The sequence below is a fragment of the uncultured Salinicola sp. genome (genome assembly GCF_937921195.1).
In the GTDB taxonomy this organism is placed as follows: domain Bacteria; phylum Pseudomonadota; class Gammaproteobacteria; order Pseudomonadales; family Halomonadaceae; genus Salinicola.
Genome location: NZ_CALFQK010000103.1, coordinates 1 through 17,532 on the forward strand (window position 1 = coordinate 1; position 17,532 = coordinate 17,532).

14 protein-coding genes are annotated in these 17,532 nt (G+C 62.4%); 5 read left to right on the forward strand and 9 right to left on the reverse strand.

Annotated elements, in window-relative coordinates; translation table 11 throughout:
- The first annotated feature begins 204 nt into the window (after positions 1-204).
- Positions 205-474: a PAAR domain-containing protein gene (locus Q0602_RS10450; RefSeq protein WP_075562149.1), complete on the forward strand. Its 270-nt coding sequence runs from the start codon at positions 205-207 to the stop codon at positions 472-474.
- Here the strand turns inward: Q0602_RS10450 and Q0602_RS10455 are convergent.
- The 9 genes from Q0602_RS10455 to tssJ all read right to left on the reverse strand — a co-directional run bounded on the left by Q0602_RS10455 (position 465) and on the right by tssJ (position 14,171).
- On the reverse strand, positions 465-1,670 hold the full coding sequence (locus Q0602_RS10455; protein WP_298842632.1) for a hypothetical protein: 1,206 nt from the start codon (positions 1,668-1,670) through the stop codon (positions 465-467). The genes Q0602_RS10450 and Q0602_RS10455 overlap by 10 nt on opposite strands.
- Positions 1,671-1,672: 2 nt before the next feature.
- On the reverse strand, positions 1,673-2,785 hold the full coding sequence (gene tssA / locus Q0602_RS10460; RefSeq protein ID WP_298842635.1) for a type VI secretion system protein TssA: 1,113 nt from the start codon (positions 2,783-2,785) through the stop codon (positions 1,673-1,675).
- A 247-nt stretch (positions 2,786-3,032) separates the two neighbouring features.
- Positions 3,033-3,563, reverse strand: coding sequence for a type VI secretion system tube protein Hcp (locus tag Q0602_RS10465; protein WP_110714401.1), 531 nt, complete (start codon positions 3,561-3,563; stop codon positions 3,033-3,035).
- A 435-nt stretch (positions 3,564-3,998) separates the two neighbouring features.
- Entirely contained in the window at positions 3,999-6,491 is a 2,493-nt protein-coding gene (gene tssM / locus Q0602_RS10470) for a type VI secretion system membrane subunit TssM (protein ID WP_298842639.1), read from the reverse strand.
- Positions 6,492-6,517: 26 nt separating this feature from the next.
- Positions 6,518-7,441 (reverse strand): type VI secretion system-associated protein TagF, encoded by a 924-nt coding sequence (gene tagF / locus Q0602_RS10475; RefSeq protein WP_298842642.1) that lies wholly within the window; start codon positions 7,439-7,441, stop codon positions 6,518-6,520.
- Positions 7,442-7,509: 68 nt separating this feature from the next.
- Positions 7,510-11,502 (reverse strand): type VI secretion protein IcmF/TssM N-terminal domain-containing protein, encoded by a 3,993-nt coding sequence (locus Q0602_RS10480; RefSeq protein ID WP_298842646.1) that lies wholly within the window; start codon positions 11,500-11,502, stop codon positions 7,510-7,512.
- A 15-nt stretch (positions 11,503-11,517) separates the two neighbouring features.
- Entirely contained in the window at positions 11,518-12,231 is a 714-nt protein-coding gene (gene icmH / locus Q0602_RS10485; RefSeq protein ID WP_298842649.1) for a type IVB secretion system protein IcmH/DotU, read from the reverse strand.
- On the reverse strand, positions 12,228-13,574 hold the full coding sequence (gene tssK, locus Q0602_RS10490) for a type VI secretion system baseplate subunit TssK (protein WP_298842652.1): 1,347 nt from the start codon (positions 13,572-13,574) through the stop codon (positions 12,228-12,230). Before tssK ends, icmH begins: the two co-directional genes overlap by 4 nt.
- 90 nt (positions 13,575-13,664) lie before the next feature.
- A complete protein-coding gene (gene tssJ, locus Q0602_RS10495) occupies positions 13,665-14,171 on the reverse strand; it encodes a type VI secretion system lipoprotein TssJ (protein ID WP_298842655.1) in 507 nt (168 codons plus the stop codon).
- Between the two features lie 224 nt (positions 14,172-14,395).
- On the opposite strand from tssJ, the gene Q0602_RS10500 reads away from it, so the two are divergent.
- From Q0602_RS10500 to tssC, 4 genes are all read left to right on the forward strand, one after another.
- On the forward strand, positions 14,396-14,878 hold the full coding sequence (locus Q0602_RS10500) for a copper resistance protein NlpE N-terminal domain-containing protein (RefSeq protein WP_295039626.1): 483 nt from the start codon (positions 14,396-14,398) through the stop codon (positions 14,876-14,878).
- Between the two features lie 289 nt (positions 14,879-15,167).
- A complete protein-coding gene (locus Q0602_RS10505) occupies positions 15,168-15,923 on the forward strand; it encodes a hypothetical protein (protein WP_295039628.1) in 756 nt (251 codons plus the stop codon).
- 70 nt (positions 15,924-15,993) lie between these two features.
- On the forward strand, positions 15,994-16,527 hold the full coding sequence (gene tssB / locus Q0602_RS10510) for a type VI secretion system contractile sheath small subunit (protein ID WP_110598244.1): 534 nt from the start codon (positions 15,994-15,996) through the stop codon (positions 16,525-16,527).
- 12 nt (positions 16,528-16,539) lie between these two features.
- The coding region (tssC, locus tag Q0602_RS10515) for a type VI secretion system contractile sheath large subunit (protein WP_298842659.1) at positions 16,540-17,532 on the forward strand (993 nt) is incomplete at its 3' end.

Consider the following 17,532-nt stretch of genomic DNA (forward strand, 5'->3'; position numbering starts at 1 on the left):
GAGGGTCAGCAGCCGCTGGGACTGCGACAGGTCGATGTCGAAGGTGTCGAGTAGGCTATCCAGCATTGTCCCTGCCTCCTGGCCGCTTCACCATCACACCACCCACTGCTTGTGCCGCCCGGGTGTCGATGGCTAAATTAATGCTCGTTGATGAGCCCGCTTGGTCGGACTCGACCTCTCACACTTGCCAGGAAGCCCGGACCGATGAAAGGCATCGTTGTACTCGGTGACGCCACCAGCCACGGCGGCAAAGTCATCACCGCGCAAAGCAATTATCTGATCGACGGCAAACCGGTTGCCTGTGTCGGCGACAAGGTCACCTGTCCGAAAGACGGTCACGGCAGCACCAACGCCATCGTCGAAGGTCATCCGACCATGAAGATCAACGGCAAGCCGGTGGCGCTGCATGGCCACAAGACCGCCTGCGGCGCCTCGCTGATCTCGTCACACAACGGCGACAGCGGTCACGAATGATCCTCGCGCTGCGCGGTTTCGGCCGCGCAGGATCGCAAGCTCCATACCGTCGAGCGGGTTTCATCTTCCACGCGGATCACGACCGCGCTGTCCAGCGGCGAGAGCGACGCCATCGCCAGTACCAACGTCATCGCCGTAACCGCCTCGCCGGGCCAGCCACAGAACTGATCGACACTCACGCCATCGTCGATCATGTCGATCTCCGGCCAGCGCTCGATCAGCGCGCTGCCGATCTCGACCGCCCTGCCGGGCAGCCCCATGGCATCGATGACGACCCGTGCCGGGGCGGCACTCCCGCTAACGTCGTCGGCAGGCGCACCCGGCGCCTGGACCTCGCCAACCTCAGCGCCCGGAGCCGTGGCAGGCGGAGGCCAGGCGTCCATCAACAGTTCGAGCAGGGCCTGGCGCTTGGCATGATCGCGTTGCGTCGACCGGGCGGGATGGTCTCGGACGACACCTGCATCGATTCGCCAACCACTATCGAAGACGGCATCTTCAGACAGTAGTCGCTGCATCAGCAGCGCCACGACGGCCTCTCCCACGTACAGCCCCGGACTGTTCGAGGAGCGCCCCATGACACGGCGCTGCTGCAGCGCGGCGACGTCCTCTTCATTGAGCAGAGAGTCCGCGCTGATCCACAGGACGTAGGGCATACCTCCGCCATCGCCGACGCCCAGCGCGGCGTGCGGGGCGCCACCTCGCGTGGTGTGATGTATCTCTCCCAAGGCCGAGGCGTATTGCGTCTCGACAATGGCGCTCCGTAGACGCTCGACGACGATGGCGGTCGCTTCAGGCGAGCGCAGCGGCGCCGTCAGCACCACATCGAAGGCGGCCTCTTCCGGCAGCGCCTCGAGCATCATCAGCGCCTCGATCACGATCGTCTGTACCAACTCATGGAGCCGTGATGCCTTGGCTTCTAAACGTCCCAGCCGAGGCTCCCGAACAGGCATGGCGTCGGCGACCCGGTGCACCAGCAGACGAAATCCGTCCGGACCATGGAGCGCGGGTGAAAGCGTCGGCGACTGAGCCTCCGGCACCGTCCCGGCACCGACGAAGCCGGACGCGGTCAAAGCCACGCCATCGAGTAGCCGCAGTCTGTCGGCGTAGTAGTCACTGCGCGCCGAGGTCGTCTCCTCGACCGGCTCGGGAGGCCGCTGACGTTGGTGGAGTAGATCGAAAATCGAGGCACGAGACATGGTCAGTAGTCGTCATCCTTGGGCTGCGTACCCAGGGTGTCGCGGATGTTGTCGATGACGCCGTTGTCCTTGATCACATCCTTGAGCCACTCTTCAAGCGGCATGCGACCCCACTTCACCGCTCGTTCGATCAGGTAAGGCACCGGGCTGTGCGGCTCGCGCTCCTTGAAGTAGCGCGCGACGCCGTTGAGCATCTCGAAAGCCTCGTCACGACTGTTGGGCTTGGTGCGCAGTTGACCGGCGGGCTCGGTGGCAGGAGGTATGAAACTGGGCTCGACGCGCCCCGGCGCTTCGGCTTCCGCCTCGGCAAGGGCTGCGGCTTCCTCATCGACCGCGACGCCGGCACCGCGGTCCCGAAGCAGCTTTTCGGTCAGGTCGCGGCACTGAACCAGCACTTTCTCGAGTGACGAAAAACTCGGCGCGTCACGGCCGAAGCGCTCGTCACTCATCTGATCCAGTTGCGACAGCGACACCAGCGAGGCGGCGATGGAGGCGTGGCGCTCCTGCAGGAACTCGGTGCTGCTGAGCACCACCGAGCGCTGGAATATCTCGTCGTTGATCTTGCCTTCACCCAATGCCCGATCCATGGCATCCGGGTCGTTGCGAGCCTGGTTCTCCACCTGGCGGGATTCGTCGTAGTCCGCAAGGCTATAACCCTCGCCGGCGACCAACGGCAACGATCGCACGACGTTGACCAGGGTATCGCCGAGCCAGGCCAGGCGCGCCGCGCGCTCGTCGAGATCCTCTTCGTCGAGCTCGGGATAGAGCGTTTCCCAGTAGTCGTCGAGCAGGCGCGCGGTGAGCGTCAGCCCGAAGCGCATGCCGTCGAAGCCCTCGCGATGCACCAGCCCTTCACACAGCCAGGCAGCGAGCTGCAGGTCCTTGCTCTGGGTCTCCAGCGCGGTGCTGGTCAGATTGATCACCTGCCCCCAGTCGGACTGCTTGAGCTCGGTCTGCCACTCCCCCTGGGGGAGATAGGCAGGGTCCGCTCGACGCGCTTCCTTGATCTCGTCGAACAGTATCGAAAAGGTCAGGTCTTCCCCACTACCACCATGGCTGCCGCCCTCGATGGGTGCGAGAAGCGCATCGATGGAGAGTTCGCCGAGTTGATCCATATCTTCGACCTCATGATCATTTCGCGTCGCGGTGGACTTCGGCGTCGTCCAGCCAGCGTCGGCATTGGCTCACGCAGAAAGGGCTCGCCCTGCCTGGGTCAACCAACGGCAAATCCGGTTGCAGCCGGTAAGCCGTCCCGTCACAGGGAACATCGCCCGGATCAGGCCGACCGGCAACATACCCACCTTCCGCCGCCACGGCCGATGGGTATGTCGTTGAACCGCCCCGAAGGGCGGCAGGACAAGATCAGGCGTAGACCTTGTTACGCGTGCGATCCCAGCCACCCGCAACGTTGCCGCCACCCTGGCCATCGGAGCGTTTCTGCTGGGTGTAGGTGATCTTGATCCGCGCGTAGTTGAACTTGACGGTCTCGTACGGCAGATCGTGACGATCTTCGTTCTCGCTCTGCTCGAAGCCAGTCGAGGTGGAGGTGCCTTCCATCTCGGTGGAAGAGACGATCACTTCCTCGAGCTTGATCTCCATGTAGCGAACCTTGTCGCCACCCGCGCGGTTGACGTGCAGCACCACTTCCTTGATGTGCTGACCCTTGCAGCAGGATTCGAACAGCTTGGCAGAGGCCTTGTCGACGAACTTCTGAATACGGAACTCACTCAGATTGACGCGTTCTGCAGAAGCGCCACCGGATGAGCTAGCCGTTGCGGAAGTCGCTTGACTAGCACCAAAGTCGAAGCTCTTCAGTTCGATCCAATCCGGGTGCTTGTCGTCAAGACTTTCACCGGGGATGCCGTCGATTTTGAGGTATGCGTCAAAAGCCATTTTGCTCAGTTCTCCTAGTTTCTCACTTACGGGAAGACACCCTCACGAATAAAATCGGCCTGGGCCCATGCTCATGAGCGGCATCTCTTTGCCAATCCATCGTCACAAGTCGTGACGAAGAAAGACCTCCTTCACCAGATCAACCAGCTGTTTCCATTGAGAAAAAACAACGCCAGAAAATCGCATGTCGTCTTTCGACACGAAATTTTGTCATCTAAAAACCATAATCCGTAGGAAATCGACGACACCTTTCATATCCAATTTCCTACACGACCGATATGTTTCAAAATGACGCTACCCGATGCAATTCCTCACAAAACGCCGATTAACTCAGATTATATATGGCCTTCTTAAACTTTAAAGACAATGAACACATTTAAATACATCTGATTCAATTTGTTACATTCAGGGCTCCGCGATTGGCGGAAATATCGCTCACTCCTGCTTCCTGACCTCGATCTCGACCCGACGATTGGGCGCCAGACAGTCGATAAGCTGCGCACGCGGCTGGCTGCGATCACACGTCACCAGCGGACGCTCGCTCCCCGCTCCCTTGGCTTCGATCAGCCCGGCGGGGACCCCCTTGCCGATCAGGTACTGGCGAATCGTCATGGCTCGCTGCAGCGAGAGCTGCTGGTTGGCTCGCTCGTTGCCGATCGGGTCCGCGTGACCGGTGATCAGGATCTGCCCCAGGTCCTGGGTGTTGAGCAGCCGCTCGGCCAGTTCGTCCAGTTCCTTCTGCCCCGCCGCCTGCAGCCCGGCGTAGTCGCCGCGCCCGAAAGCGAAGAGCGTGTCGGACTCCAGCACGATGGTCTCGGAACTGGTCAGCGTCTGCTCCAGCAGGCTGTCGATGTAATTACGACTGCTGGAGACCAGGAAGGCATTGGCGGAAATTCTCGGCACGTCGCTCTCCTGGATCTGCCGACTGTAGAAGTCGAGCTGGCGCCCGGCGTAGCGATAGTCCGCCTGGTCTTCATCGATCTCGGTACCGGTACGTTTCGCTATCGCGGGATACCAGAACGCTGGCAACCGGGCCCGCAGCGCGTCGGCGTCGATGTCGCCACGATCGATGTCCGACATCATCAGATAGGTATTCAGGGTGGAGCGACCGAACTTGGCCAACGATTCCGCGCTGTTGTCCCGGGGGCGCGCATAGGGGGCGACGGTCTCCGGCCCCTCGACGGCGTGCAGCTCGTCGCTGCTGCGACGATAGACGTCGATGGTAGTGAGGGTGAACAGCGAACGGGTCAGGTTCTGCTCGACCGGCTCCAGCATCACCGGTTGCAGTTGATCGAAGTAGCGTTGGCGAATGGCCGGCTCGATCCGATCCCCCTGATAAAGCCCCCACCCCATGGACCAGGGCACGCCCTCGCCATGGCGACGCTGATAGTAGTGGCTGCCCCACTCCCTCAGCGCATCCAGGCTCGACCAGCGCGCATACTGTGACGGCTGGCGGTCATCCTGTTCGACGGCGTCGGCGAAGGTTCCCGACATCGCCTCGATCTCGCCGTGGTTGCGCATGGCGGAGGTGATCCATAGCCCGCAGCAGAGGGCACCGATCAGCCCCGCGACCAGCGTCCAGCGCAACTTGCGACGACGACCTCGAACGTCGCTCGCATACAGCCCGGCCAGATGCTGGTCGGCGATGATGACCTGGCGAAACAGGTTGGCGATGAAGAACGGGTGCTGGGTCCGCTCGCCGCTCAACGTCTCGGGCCGGGCCAGGGAAAAATGGCGTCCGACGCGCCCGGCGTGCTCGCCCTCGATGACATCTCCACCCTGCAGCGCGCTGACGAAATAGAAGCCACGCAGCAAGGGTGCGCTCTGGTAGGGGTTGGCATTGGTCAACGCCTCGACGAACCGGGTCAGCGGCTCGCGCAGTGCGGCCAGTTCGAGGGGAAACCGGAATGCGGCGACGTCCCGCCGCGTGTCGACGATATCCCGCTGGACGATCTCATCGTCACCCATCTGCAACCAGTGCCGGCAGAGCTTCTCCAGGGCGGCATCGAACTGCTGGCTCCAGTTCACGTCGCTGGGCTGCTGATGCGCGAAGGTATGCCCAAGCACGTCGCTCTGGCGCTGCGGATCGAGACGCTCGAAGAAGGTCGTGAACCCTTCGATCAGATCGCACTTGGTAAAGACCAGATAGATCGGCAAGCGCGCTTCCAGATGCTCGCGCGCCTCCTGTATACGCTCCCGCAGGCGCCGAGCCAGATTGTTGCGCTGGGAATCGCTGGCCTGGACGACATCGCTGATATTGACCGCGACGATCAGGCCATTGAGCGGACAGCGCCGCCGATGCTGCTTCAGCAGCGACAGGAACCCCTTCCACTTGCCGGCTTCCTCTTCACTGTTCATGTACCGGCCCGCCGTATCCAGCAGGATGGCGTCGGAACTGAAGAACCAGTCGCAGTGACGTGTCCCGCCCATGCCGGCGACACGTGCGTTTTCCCGTTCGGCGAAAGGGAAGTTGAGACCGGACTGATAGACCATGGTGCTCTTGCCCGCCGCCGGCTGGCCGACGATCATGTACCATGGCAGCGCGTAGAGCGCGTCCTTGCCGCCCCTGCCTTTTCCTCGACCGCTTTTCTTCAGCCGCTCGATGGTCTTGAGCAGCCGCTCGCGAAGCAGGCTGATCTCTTCACGGTCCTGCGGGCTGGCATCCAGCACCGCGGCATCGGCGTCCTCCATCAGCAGGTGTTCCAGGTTGCGCTTCTGCCCCACGCCCCGGTAGAGCAACAGCACGTAGATCGCCGACACCAGCAGGAACAGCACGATACCCGCGAGCAGGCTGGCCAGGGACGAAAAGCCGAATGCCACGCCCAGACGCCAGACCAGGAAGATGGCGGCGAAGAACAGCAGCCCCAGGATATAGGGCTGGTATTTGAAGAAGGCGTATTTCAGATAAGCGAGTTTCAAACGTTTCATTAGCACATCTGCTCAATCTAGCTCGCTCACGGCACCTGATTGCCGCGTGGAAAACGAGTCATGAAATCGGCCAGGTTCAGCCGGGTGTCCGGCAGCGGCAAGGTCCCCGGATGCGGTTCTTCATCAGCGAAAGGCGCCAGCACATCGATGCACAAGCGGCGGTCGCCGGGATTCGAGAGCACCTCGAAAAACGCCTCAGCGCTCTGCCAGACGGGCATCAGCAACAGACGCGGGCGCATGAAATCGTCGATCAACAGGCTCATGACCGGCGCCCCGCCGCGGCAGGCGCTACCCAGCCACTGCTGCCACAGATCCGCTACCGGGCGTTTCAGTCCGCGCTCGGCGGGCAGCGGCAACAGCACCGCCAGCGTGCTGCCCGCTTCCCAACTCTCCAGCGCATAGTGCAGACGATGCAGGCAGGCGCCGGCGATGAATTCCGGCCACCCCCACTCCAGCGCCCGGGCGATATCGTCGAAGGTGTAGTCCAGCAGGAACCGCTCGTGGATACGCTGGTAGAGCGCCAGATCCTGATCGTTCCAGAGTCGCATCTCGTTGATCGCGACTGTGGGATCGATCGGCGTCTGTCCGTGTACCGAATCGGTCAGGATCTGCCGCGCCTGACCGGCGAAGATCTCGCCCAGCGTATGCAGGAACGGCAGCACCGGCGGCCGCCCTTCCCCTTTCAGCAGCTGAAAGATGAAGAACGGGTAGCGACGCCCGGAAGCGTCGGAGGAGCTGATCATCGCTCCCATCACATCGCTGCCGTTGCGAGCGTGATAGTGAAAGAAGCAGACCGGCAGCGCATCGAATCGATGCATCCAGTCTTCATGATCCAGGAATCGAACCAGCGCGCTCTGCAGCCACTGATCGAGCTCCTGGATCACCGTGCCGGCGGCGTTCACCCCCACGAAATCGGCTTTCGAGGGAATCTTGCCAAAGCAGCCGATCATGCAGATTCCTTCCCCATCGCCTGTGCCATTTCCTTCGTTACCCTGTCGTTGCCGTGGTCGCTCCGGCGTCACCGGCTCATCTGCGGAATGTTCAGAGACTTGATGCGCCGCAGATCCGATATCTTCACGCCACCGAAGTTGCGCACATCGAAGCTCACGGTCCCCATGTAGGTTCGCCAGCTGAAACGCTGACGGGCGCTGTCGATCGGGGTGATATGGGCGCTCTCGATCATGCGCAGGAAGCCCCATCGGTTGGGGTAGTCGAATACAGTGTGGCGCTGCCCGTTACGGTTGATGATATCCATGCGCGCCCCGAAGGATTCGCCATCGCCCGGCCAGGTCAGCCGCTCCCAGGACTGGGTGTTGTTGCGATAGTGCAGACGCTGGCCATCGATCGTCAGGATGATATCGGTCAGCCCGGCGGTGGGGTTGACCTGCAGTTCGAAGCCGTTGCGCAGGTCCGAGAGGCTATCGATGACGCGTCCCAGTGCCGTGGCGTCGTCGATGCTGGAGAGCATGCGTGGATCGACCATCGGTGAACGCTGGCCGCTGCCCGAGCCGGCGAGGTCGCCGATTTCGTCCTGACGGAACTGGGAAAGCGCGCCCTGATCCGGATCGATGAAATACTCCAGATCCCGCACCGAAGCTTCGTTGACCGAGTCGCTGACCGGATAACGGCCGGCCACCATTTGATCCCACGGCGTGACGATCTTGTCGTCCCAGGCGGCGTTGAGTTGATTCTTGGCAGGTTCGTTGAGCGCAGCCCAGGTATCCTCGATCGGCGTCCGGAACAGCGGTTCCAGGGCCTGTACCAGCGGCGCCCGCGAGGTGTCCACCCGGGAGGCCACGAAGTTGCGCAGGCCGTTGATCTCGGTGGGCTGGCCCGAGAGCGTCGCCATGATCAGCGACTTGCTGCTGCGCCCCACGTCCTGGGCGCTGCGGACGTTGTCGACTCGCACCTTGAGCTGACGCAGATCGAGCAGATACTGGTTGAGAACGGAGTTGTCGCTTCCCGTCGCCTCGTCCGCGGAGAGCATCCGCGTCACCGGCCGGAAGTGACGCGCCAGTGCCCCATCGTTGATGCGTGGCAACGTCGCCAGGTCCACCGCCGGCCCATTGCCGCCGCCACCGTCGAAGACACTCATCACGCGTCCCCAGAAACTCTGGTCCTGAGCCTTGCCTTCGGCCTGCCCTTGTTCGTCGGTCGCCTTGGGATCGTCCCAGCCGGTGTTGGCCTTGACCGCTTCCAGCACCTGTCGCAACGGCGACCCCTGCAGGTCGCTCAACGCGGCCAGCCGGTCACTGGCCTGATCGAGCGTATCGAAACGGGAGACGTGGGTATTGCCGAGGAAGCGCTCCCAGGCGATGGCGTAATCCCGCTTGTAGCGAGCCATCAACTGGCTGACGAAGCGCGCCTTGGACTGGACGGCATCGTCGACGTCCTCGTCATCGAGAACCCAATCGGACTCGCGCTGCAGGTCGCCGGACACGGTCTCGATGATCGCCGGACGAAGATACTCGTCCCAGACCTGCCGGGTATAGAAGGCGGGCACGGCGCGGCTGGAGTAGAACAGCCGTCCGGGCATCTCCGGTGCCATTCTGGATAGCGTCAGCGGATCGTAGCGCTCCTCGACGTCGAGCTGGTAGCGCAGGTACTCGCGATCCACCAGGCTGCTGTCGATCAAAAACGCATTGAGGCGCTCGCGGCTATCGGCGACCAGGCTGTCATCCCGCTCGAGCGCCGGCGCCGTCCCCTGCTGCAGGTAATGCACGTAGAGCGCGGCATTGTCCATGATGCTGTCGCGAGTGCGGGACAGTCCGCGGCGCCGCACCGCATCCTGCCACAACCGTGGCAGGGCCGACGCGACGAAGTCGCCCTGGTCCCGGTGCGCCGCCGGGTCGGTCAGAATCAGGTAGAGCTTGAGCGAGGAGTAGCTCTCGATCAGTTGTTCGACATCCTCCTGGCTCAACCGGGTCAACATCTCCTCGGACAGAGAGGGGCCCTGTTCACCGGAAAGCGCCAGTGTCGATTCGTCGCCATCGCTGTCACCCACGGCTGTCCCCAGCGCGCTGGTGCGGTCACGCAGTCCCTCCTCGAGCTCGGTCTCCGCGTTGCTGCGAGCGGAATACCAGGCATCCCTGGCACTGTCCGTGGTCCGCGAGCGCAGCTCGCTGCGAGCACGACTGCCCAGTTCCGAGGCACTGGTCGGCACGCTGCCCAGCGTGGGTCTCGAGGTGGAACGCTCACGCATGCGATCCATGGCATCACGACCGATCGCCTGGCCACGATCCTCCACCGCACCGGTATCGCGGCGGGTTTCCCGCTCATCCGCGGCCCGCGGCTCGGCATCGGCGCTGGCAGTGTCGATGTCCCCATCCGGTGTGCCGAAACTGTCGAGGGAGCGCAATTGACGGGTCAATCGCCACGCCAGAGGCTGGAGGACGTCCTCTCGGAGCAGCTCCGACCAGGCCTGTTTCAGCGGCTCCCGGAGGGCTTCCCCTTGATAGAGCCCCAGATCCAGCTTGAGGGGCACGCCGTTCTCGCGATGCCGCTCGATGGCGGCCAGCTGCTGTTCCAGATCGCCAAGCATCTCGCGGCGTTCGTGGGGCTTGAGGCGACCGGTGCTGTTGCCGGTCATGATCTCATCCAGACGGTGCTGGATATGATCGACCCATAGCTTGTTGTTGTAGGCAGACCAGCCCTGGGCCGCGATGGCCGCGACGCCGAGCGCCCCCAGGGTGCCGATCATGAACGTCGGCAGCGTGCGCCGCTCACCCCGTTGCGAGTAGTAGAGACTCAGGTTGCGATCGGGGAAGACCACCTCGCGAAAGGTGTCGGTAATGAAGTAGCTCTTCTCCCCGGCATGGGCCGCCGCCGTGCCGGTCTCGCTCGGCGCGAGCGCGAATTCGGCGCGAGTCTGATCATCCAGCAACGGCGGGAGCGCGGGGCCGGACTGCAAGGCGCTGGTGAAATAGAGGCCTCGTAATACCGGCGCCTGCTCGCCCTGCTGGGGAATGTCGAACTGCTCGAGGAAGTCGCTCAGCACGCCGAACAATTCGGCGAAGTAGTCGGGGAAGCGGAGCAGTTCGCTGTCGGCGTCGGCCCCCTCCTCTATCATCCGCCGGTCGACGCGTTGACGCAGGTTCGCGACCAGCCTCGGGAAACGCCGCTGGAAGGCGCTGATCACACCTTCTCGACGCAGCTCGTCCAGCGAGAAGGTCAGCCCCCACGGACGCTGGCGCTCGGTGGCATCCAGCGCCTCGAAGGTGCGGGTGAAGCCGGGCAGCAAGTCCGTCTTGCTGAAGAACAGGTAGACAGGAGGGTTGATGCCCAGACAGCGACGATACTCGACCACCCGGCTCACCAGTTGCTCGGCAAGGGCATGGGCTTCCTGCCGCGACTGCTCGAGCAGCTCGGGAAGGCTGACGACCAGCACCAGACCGTTGATCGCCGGCTTGCGACGCTGCTTGCGCAGGGTCTTGAGAAAGTCGGCGAACTCGCTGGCGGGCCGGTCCTCGACGAGGTAGCGCCCGGCGGTATCGACCATCACCGCTTCGCGACTGAAGTACCAGTCGCAGTGCTGTGTCCCGCTCACCGCGGAAAGATTGCTGCCGCCGGCCATGGTCGCCGCCAGCGACGAACGGGTCAGCAGCGAGGTCTTGCCGGAGGCTGCCATGCCGATCACCAGATACCACGGCAATTCGTAGAGCGAGGCCTTGCCGCCATCGACCGAACGCGCCGCGCGCTGCATCGCCATGGCGTGCTTGAGGCGGTCGCTGAGGATCTGGTAATCGCCGGTCTCGCTCTCGGCCGCTTCGCGGTGCACCTCGAGTTCGACCAGATTCTCGATGCTGCGCTCGGCGCGGATGCGGTGATACTGGCGCATGACCACGACCAGCAGCCACAGCGCGGCCACCAGCGCCATGGCGATGAAGACCAGTTCACGCTCTTGCGTCAGCAGCGGCAGAATCAGCGCGCAGAGTGCCAGCCCCATCAGCAGCAGCACGATGGAGAGTGGCCAGAAGCCTTTCAGCGAGCGCAGGAATCGAAGAAAACGCATCGTCAAACTCGCTCGTCAGCGGGTGGAATTGAAGAGCTGCCGGATCTGCTCGACCAGCGAGTCGGTCTCACTGCCCAGCCACCAGCGCAGCCCGCCGTAGACGATCAGGCAGACCAACACGATTCCCAGCAGGTAGACCCACAACGGGATCTCGTAACGCAACAGCTGGCCGACCTGATCCGGCAGCTTCCAGCTCTCGTTGCGCTCGTCGCTCTGCTGCCGGTAGCGGGCGATATCCTGCCCCAGGGTATTGGCGATGTAGCGCAGCTGGTCCCGGTTCTCCAGGCTGTACTTGCCTTCGAAGCCGAGCGCGAGACAGAGGTGATAGACCTCGAGCACGTCCAGATTGGCGCGCACGTCGCTGCGCAGACTGTCGAGGCGGTCGTAGAAACCTTCGCCGGCGAGATGCACACCAAAATAGCGGTACTGGAACGGGTGCAGCTCGACATGCTCGCGGATATTGCCCACCCCGCCCTTGAGCACGCTCTCGTCGAGGAAGGCACAAAGGGCGTATTGGGCGTCCTTCACGGCATCGGCGCTGTAATTCTCGGCCCTGGCCTTATCCTCGAATTCGCGCAGCCACTGATCGACACGTTCGAGAAAGCGCTCGACGCTTTCGGCCTGCTGACCGCGGCGCACCATCAGGACCATGGAGATGAAGTCGCGCGACAGGGTCTTGAGCGTTTGCGGCTCGGCGATCTCGGAGGGATGAGCAAGGGCTTCGGTCATTTCATTACCGCCATCAGTTCAATGCTGAGATTCTTGAATCCGCTGGGGACGTAAAAGGCGATCGCCTGGGCGTCCATCATGCGTTCGTAAACGGCGCCATGGGGTTCGAGCGCGAAATAGTGGTTGTCCAGCCGCACCGGAATCGCGCTGGGCATGCGGGAGGCATGGGTCAACGTCCCGCCCGGCATCGCGGTATTGACCACCACCTCGATATCCTCCGGCGATCCGACCTTGAAGGCGCGGGGGACCAGCTCCAGGATCTGCGCACCCGGCATGTCGGCGTGGACGCTGATGTAGAAATCGGCGTTCTTGAGCCGAGCGTCGTTGAGCCGCCCGACATAGTAGGAAGGCCGCGTCTGCTCGAGGGGAATGGGGATGTACTGGTTGGGCACCACGATCTCGAGCAACTCCCGCACCACGCTTTCCAGCCCCAGCAGGGCCGGCGCCGGGTCACGGTGGTCGTAGTCCGGGATGTCCGCCAGCTTGTGGGACATGGAAAACGTCATCAGGCTGGCGGCGAACTCGGCCAGAAAGCGATAGAGCGTTTCGGGGTGCAGTCGGGGATGCGCCAACAAGTGCGCCAGCTGCGGATAGGCTCGATTGATGGTGTAGAGCAGCCAGAACAGCGTGACGTCGCTGGAGCCGAACTCCGCCACCTGATCGGCGCGCTCGCGGCGGCGGCCGGACAGTGCCTCGCTTCGCGCCTGCAGCATGCCGATCAGGCGACTGGCGATGTCGAATGGCAGCGAGACGGCATCGATATGGAGCGCCGGCGGCATGAATCGCTCGCTCTCGAGATTGAAGCCACCGGCGGCGTTGCGCTTGAGCAGCGCGATCGGGCAATGGGTGAACCCATCCAGGCTGTCCCCTTCCATCAACAGCGTGGCGTTGAGCTCGAGCGTGCCCAGCTCGTTCTCCAGCGAGCCCTCGTTGAGATCGGGTCGCGTCTCGAAGCGCTGGACGTAGCGCCGCCCGCCGTGGCGTGGCGCATCCTGGTCGAGATAGCTTGGCGACCAGGGTTCCAGCGTACGCAGGGCGGCGTAGATCTTGACCTCACCATTGCGTGCCAGCTCCTCGAGGCTGCGCCCCGGCGGAAGCGGGTCGTGCTGGGGCGCGTCGATCAAAGTGCCATCGGGGAAGACCAGCTTGAGTCGGCTCAACCGCAACGTGCCCTGCTCGAGCGCACCTTCGTCAAAGGCGATCTCCTGCACGCCCCACTGGAAAGGGTGTTGGGCCCGGCGCGATTCGGCCAGCTGGCGCTGATGGAATTCGTCCTGATACTGAAAATGCTGGGGCAGGAGGAACATCCCCTCCGACCACATGATGCGGTTGTGTTTACTCACGTCCCTGTCCCGTGCCTCTGAATGCTGACGCCTGCCCGGCCGCCCGTCGGATCACACGCTCCAATGGCCGCCGGCCCGACGCCGGAAGGATTACTTGCCGAGCAGGTCGTGCCCACGCTCGACTTCGACGCGGTCATCGACGAGGCGCAGCCGGACACCTTCCGAGGCGCTCAACAGACCGTCGTTCCTGAGCTCTTCGGCGTCGAAGACCACGTGCCAGTCGTCGCTGACGGTATTACGGAAGAAGGCGGCGACACCGACGAACTGAGCATTGGGTGCCAGGGCCGCGACATCCACCTTCTGCTCCCCCGGCAGCAGCGTCACCTCGCGCTGGGAGAGCAGACTGTTGCCAAGCACATCCTCGCCCTCGCTCCACAGCTGGCGTGGCGAGGCGGTGGCGAAGGGTGGTTGTTCGCTGAGCTGGTAGATTCTGACCACGACGGACAAGGGTTCGCCATCGACATCCGGGTTGACCGAATCGTCGCTGTCGATGGTGACTCGCACCCGCTCCTGATTGCCGAACAGATCGCCGGCCCACGTATCGCCGAAGCGGTTGCCGACACGATCGACCACACCGCAACCGGCCAGCAGAACCATGCACAAACCCAATCCCAAAACGCGTACGGACGCCATCATTGCCGTCTCATTCACTCTATTATTTAGTCCCCGGAAAGCTCACGGAGTCTGAGTGCCGCAGAAGAATCGGCATCAATTTATCCCGTGAGCCACACACCCTACCAGATTTAATGGCTATAATAAGCGTCGAATTTAACATTGGCTTACTCAGAAACATTTATTTACAAAAAGCTTGAGATCGACACATGAAAGCACAGTCCGTTAAATGGGCTCCGGCAGTGGCTTGCCTGCTGCTCAGCGCTTGCGCAGCCGGCCCTCACTCCAAGGTCAATTACGTCAAGGCTACCGAACGCTTCGAGGGAACGCTGCCTTGCGATGATTGCCGCGGGATCGATACCGACCTGATACTGCAGCGAGACGCCATCACCGGCGCCCCCGACGGCTTCTACCTGCACGAGGTCAGAATCGACGCGCCAGGGGGTGAAAGAGTCAAGTCAAAGTGGGGAAAATGGTCCAAAAATCAAGATATTAGCGACTTTCAAAGACAGATTTACGTACTCCAGCCGGAGGTGGGGGATGCCCGCGCCTACATCCGGATGGACAACGGCAACCTGCAGCCGCTGACGGACCAGGGCATGCCGACACTCGACGACGACGGCAACAGCGTGTCCCTCACTCTGCTGACCCCGGATCTGTCGCCTGCGGAGGAAGCGGATGAGGACAATTGAACCGTGACTCGTGCTAGAGTGGCTGGATAACCTTTAATTACACGGGATGTAAGAGATCACCTACAACATTAATAGCAGATAACCTCGGAGTACCGTATCGATTCTCCGATACAATAGTTTGCGTTCTCTGTTAATGGGTAGAATCTTGATCGTCAGTCTATTGAGTCTTTCGGCGCCCACGGCACAATGGGTCTCAAGTCAATGTTCAATGGAGTGACACGACTGGTATCGATAGCCAATTCGAGGCCACGTTCATCTCGACGATACGACGTCGCACCGGGAACCGATCATGACGCAGTCCTTCGATGTTGATAGCTTCATCCGCTCGCGCAAGCAGACGCGAATGGTGTCGGATTTGCTCAAGGCACAGGCAGCGGACTATCTCACGACCCTGGCGCCGCTGGTGCGCCCTCAACCGCTGTTCGGCGAGTATCTGCAAGGGGCGCCTCGCGGCAGCGGCCGGGAGACCCAGCATCACTTCAAGGAGTTCCGCACGCTGTTCGACAAGCACGCGGCGCTGCGTCCGTTCAACCTGATGAACGAGCTCGAAGTCCCCCTCAACATCATCAACTCCACGCCTGAGCTGTTCCCGCTGGAGTACGACCACGCCCTGCCGGGCGGTGGCACGGTGCGCGTGACCAGCCCGGCCCGCTGGGTCGTGGGTTACTCGTCGTTCGACCTGAGCCGTTTCCGCCAGGTGGTGAAGGATCCCAATCGCAGTGGCTCGGAACTGCACCGTTTCGTGGTGCACTACCTGATGCTGTTTCACTGCTTCAGCCGTGCCGGTGGCCTGGGTCGCCTGTTCAAGGGGCTACGCTTCCCGGTCGGATTCCAGCAGTTGGACGATTTCGGCGAACTCCCCTTCTGCGTGATCAGTTCCCCCATCGCCTCGACGCTGCCGGAAGACGACGTGATCCGCCACAGCACCGAAATCTCCGGCAGCCGCAGTTTCGAAGAGCTGATCTCCGAGGAGGCGATCGATGCCATGCAGGACGACCTGCGGGAGCAGCTGATATCCGCTGTCAGGGAGGCGCCTTCCGCCTGACCGCGAAGCACGACCTGGATACGACAACCTCGAACCCAACGAAGCCGCCATCTCAAGGGAGGATCCTTTCATGGCCAAGAACGAAAGTACTCAACACAAGCTGTCGCGCGTGAGAGCACCGCGAGTTCACCTGACCTACGACGTCGAGATCGGCGACAGCATCGAGAAGAAAGAGCTGCCGTTCGTGGTCGGCGTCATGGGTGACTATTCGGGCAACCCGCTGGAGCCCCTCCCGCGCCTGAAGGATCGCAAGTTCGTCAATGTCGATCGCGACAACTTCGACAGCGTCATGAAGGGCGTCAAGCCGCGCCTGAGCTACCGGGTCGACAACACCCTCGCCAACGACGGCTCGCAGCTACCGGTCGAACTCAACTTCAAGCGCATGGAGGATTTCGAACCGCAGGAAGTCGTGCGTCAGGTCGAGCCGCTGCGCAAGCTGCTGGAGGTTCGCAACAAGCTGGCCGACCTGCGCAACAAGATGGGCGGCAACGACAAGCTCGAAGAGCTGTTGATGGACGTGCTGCAGAACACCGACAAACTCCAGGCCCTGGGTGAAGAGCTGGGCCGTGAAGCCGCTGCGAAACCGCAGAGCGACAAGGAATAACGGGAGTCTTTCATGGCCGACAATCAGACCGACAACACGTCACAGACCGAAACCCAGGAAGTCTTCGCGCCGGAGACTTCGCTGCTGGACAGCATCATCTCCGAGAGCCGCGTGGCTCGCTCGGAGACCGAGCGCACCCGCACCCGCGACCTGATCGACGAGCTGGTCAATCAGGTGCTGGAGGGCGAAGTCACCCCGAGCAAGGATCTGATCGCGGTCCTCGACTCTCGCATCGCCGAGATCGACTCGCTGCTCTCGGATCAGTTGAACGAGGTCATGCACGCCAGCGAGTTCCAGCAGCTCGAAGCGTCCTGGCGCGGCCTCAAGTACCTGACGGATCAGTCCGAAACCAGCACCAACATGAAGATCCACATGTTGAATGCGTCCAAGAAGGACCTGGTCAAGGATCTCAAGTCGGCCTCCGAGTTCGATCAGAGCGCGCTGTTCAAGAAGGTCTACGAGGAAGAGTACGGCACCTTCGGTGGCGCACCCTTCGGCATGATGATCGGCGACTACGAGTTCGGCCGTCATCCGCAGGACATGTACCTGCTGGAGCAGGTTTCCCACGTCGCGGCCGCCGCGCATGCGCCGTTCATCTCCTCGGCCTCGCCGGAGCTGTTCGGCTGGGATTCGTTCACCGACATGACCGGGCCGCGGGATCTCTCCAAGATCTTCGACACCGTCGAATACGCCAAGTGGAAGTCCTTCCGCAACTCGGAGGACGCCCGCTACGTGGGCCTGACGCTGCCCCACGTGCTCGGCCGCCTGCCCTACGGCGAGGAGACCACACCGGTGGAGGAGTTCAACTTCACCGAGAGTGTCGACGGTCGCGACCACAACAAGTACCTGTGGATGAACGCCGCCTACACCATGGGCGCCCGTGTCACCGACGCGTTCTCCAAGTACGGCTGGTGCGTGGCGATTCGCGGCGTCGAGGGTGGCGGCCTGGTCGAGGACCTGCCGACCCACACCTTCCAGACCGATGACGGCGAAGTGGCATTGAAG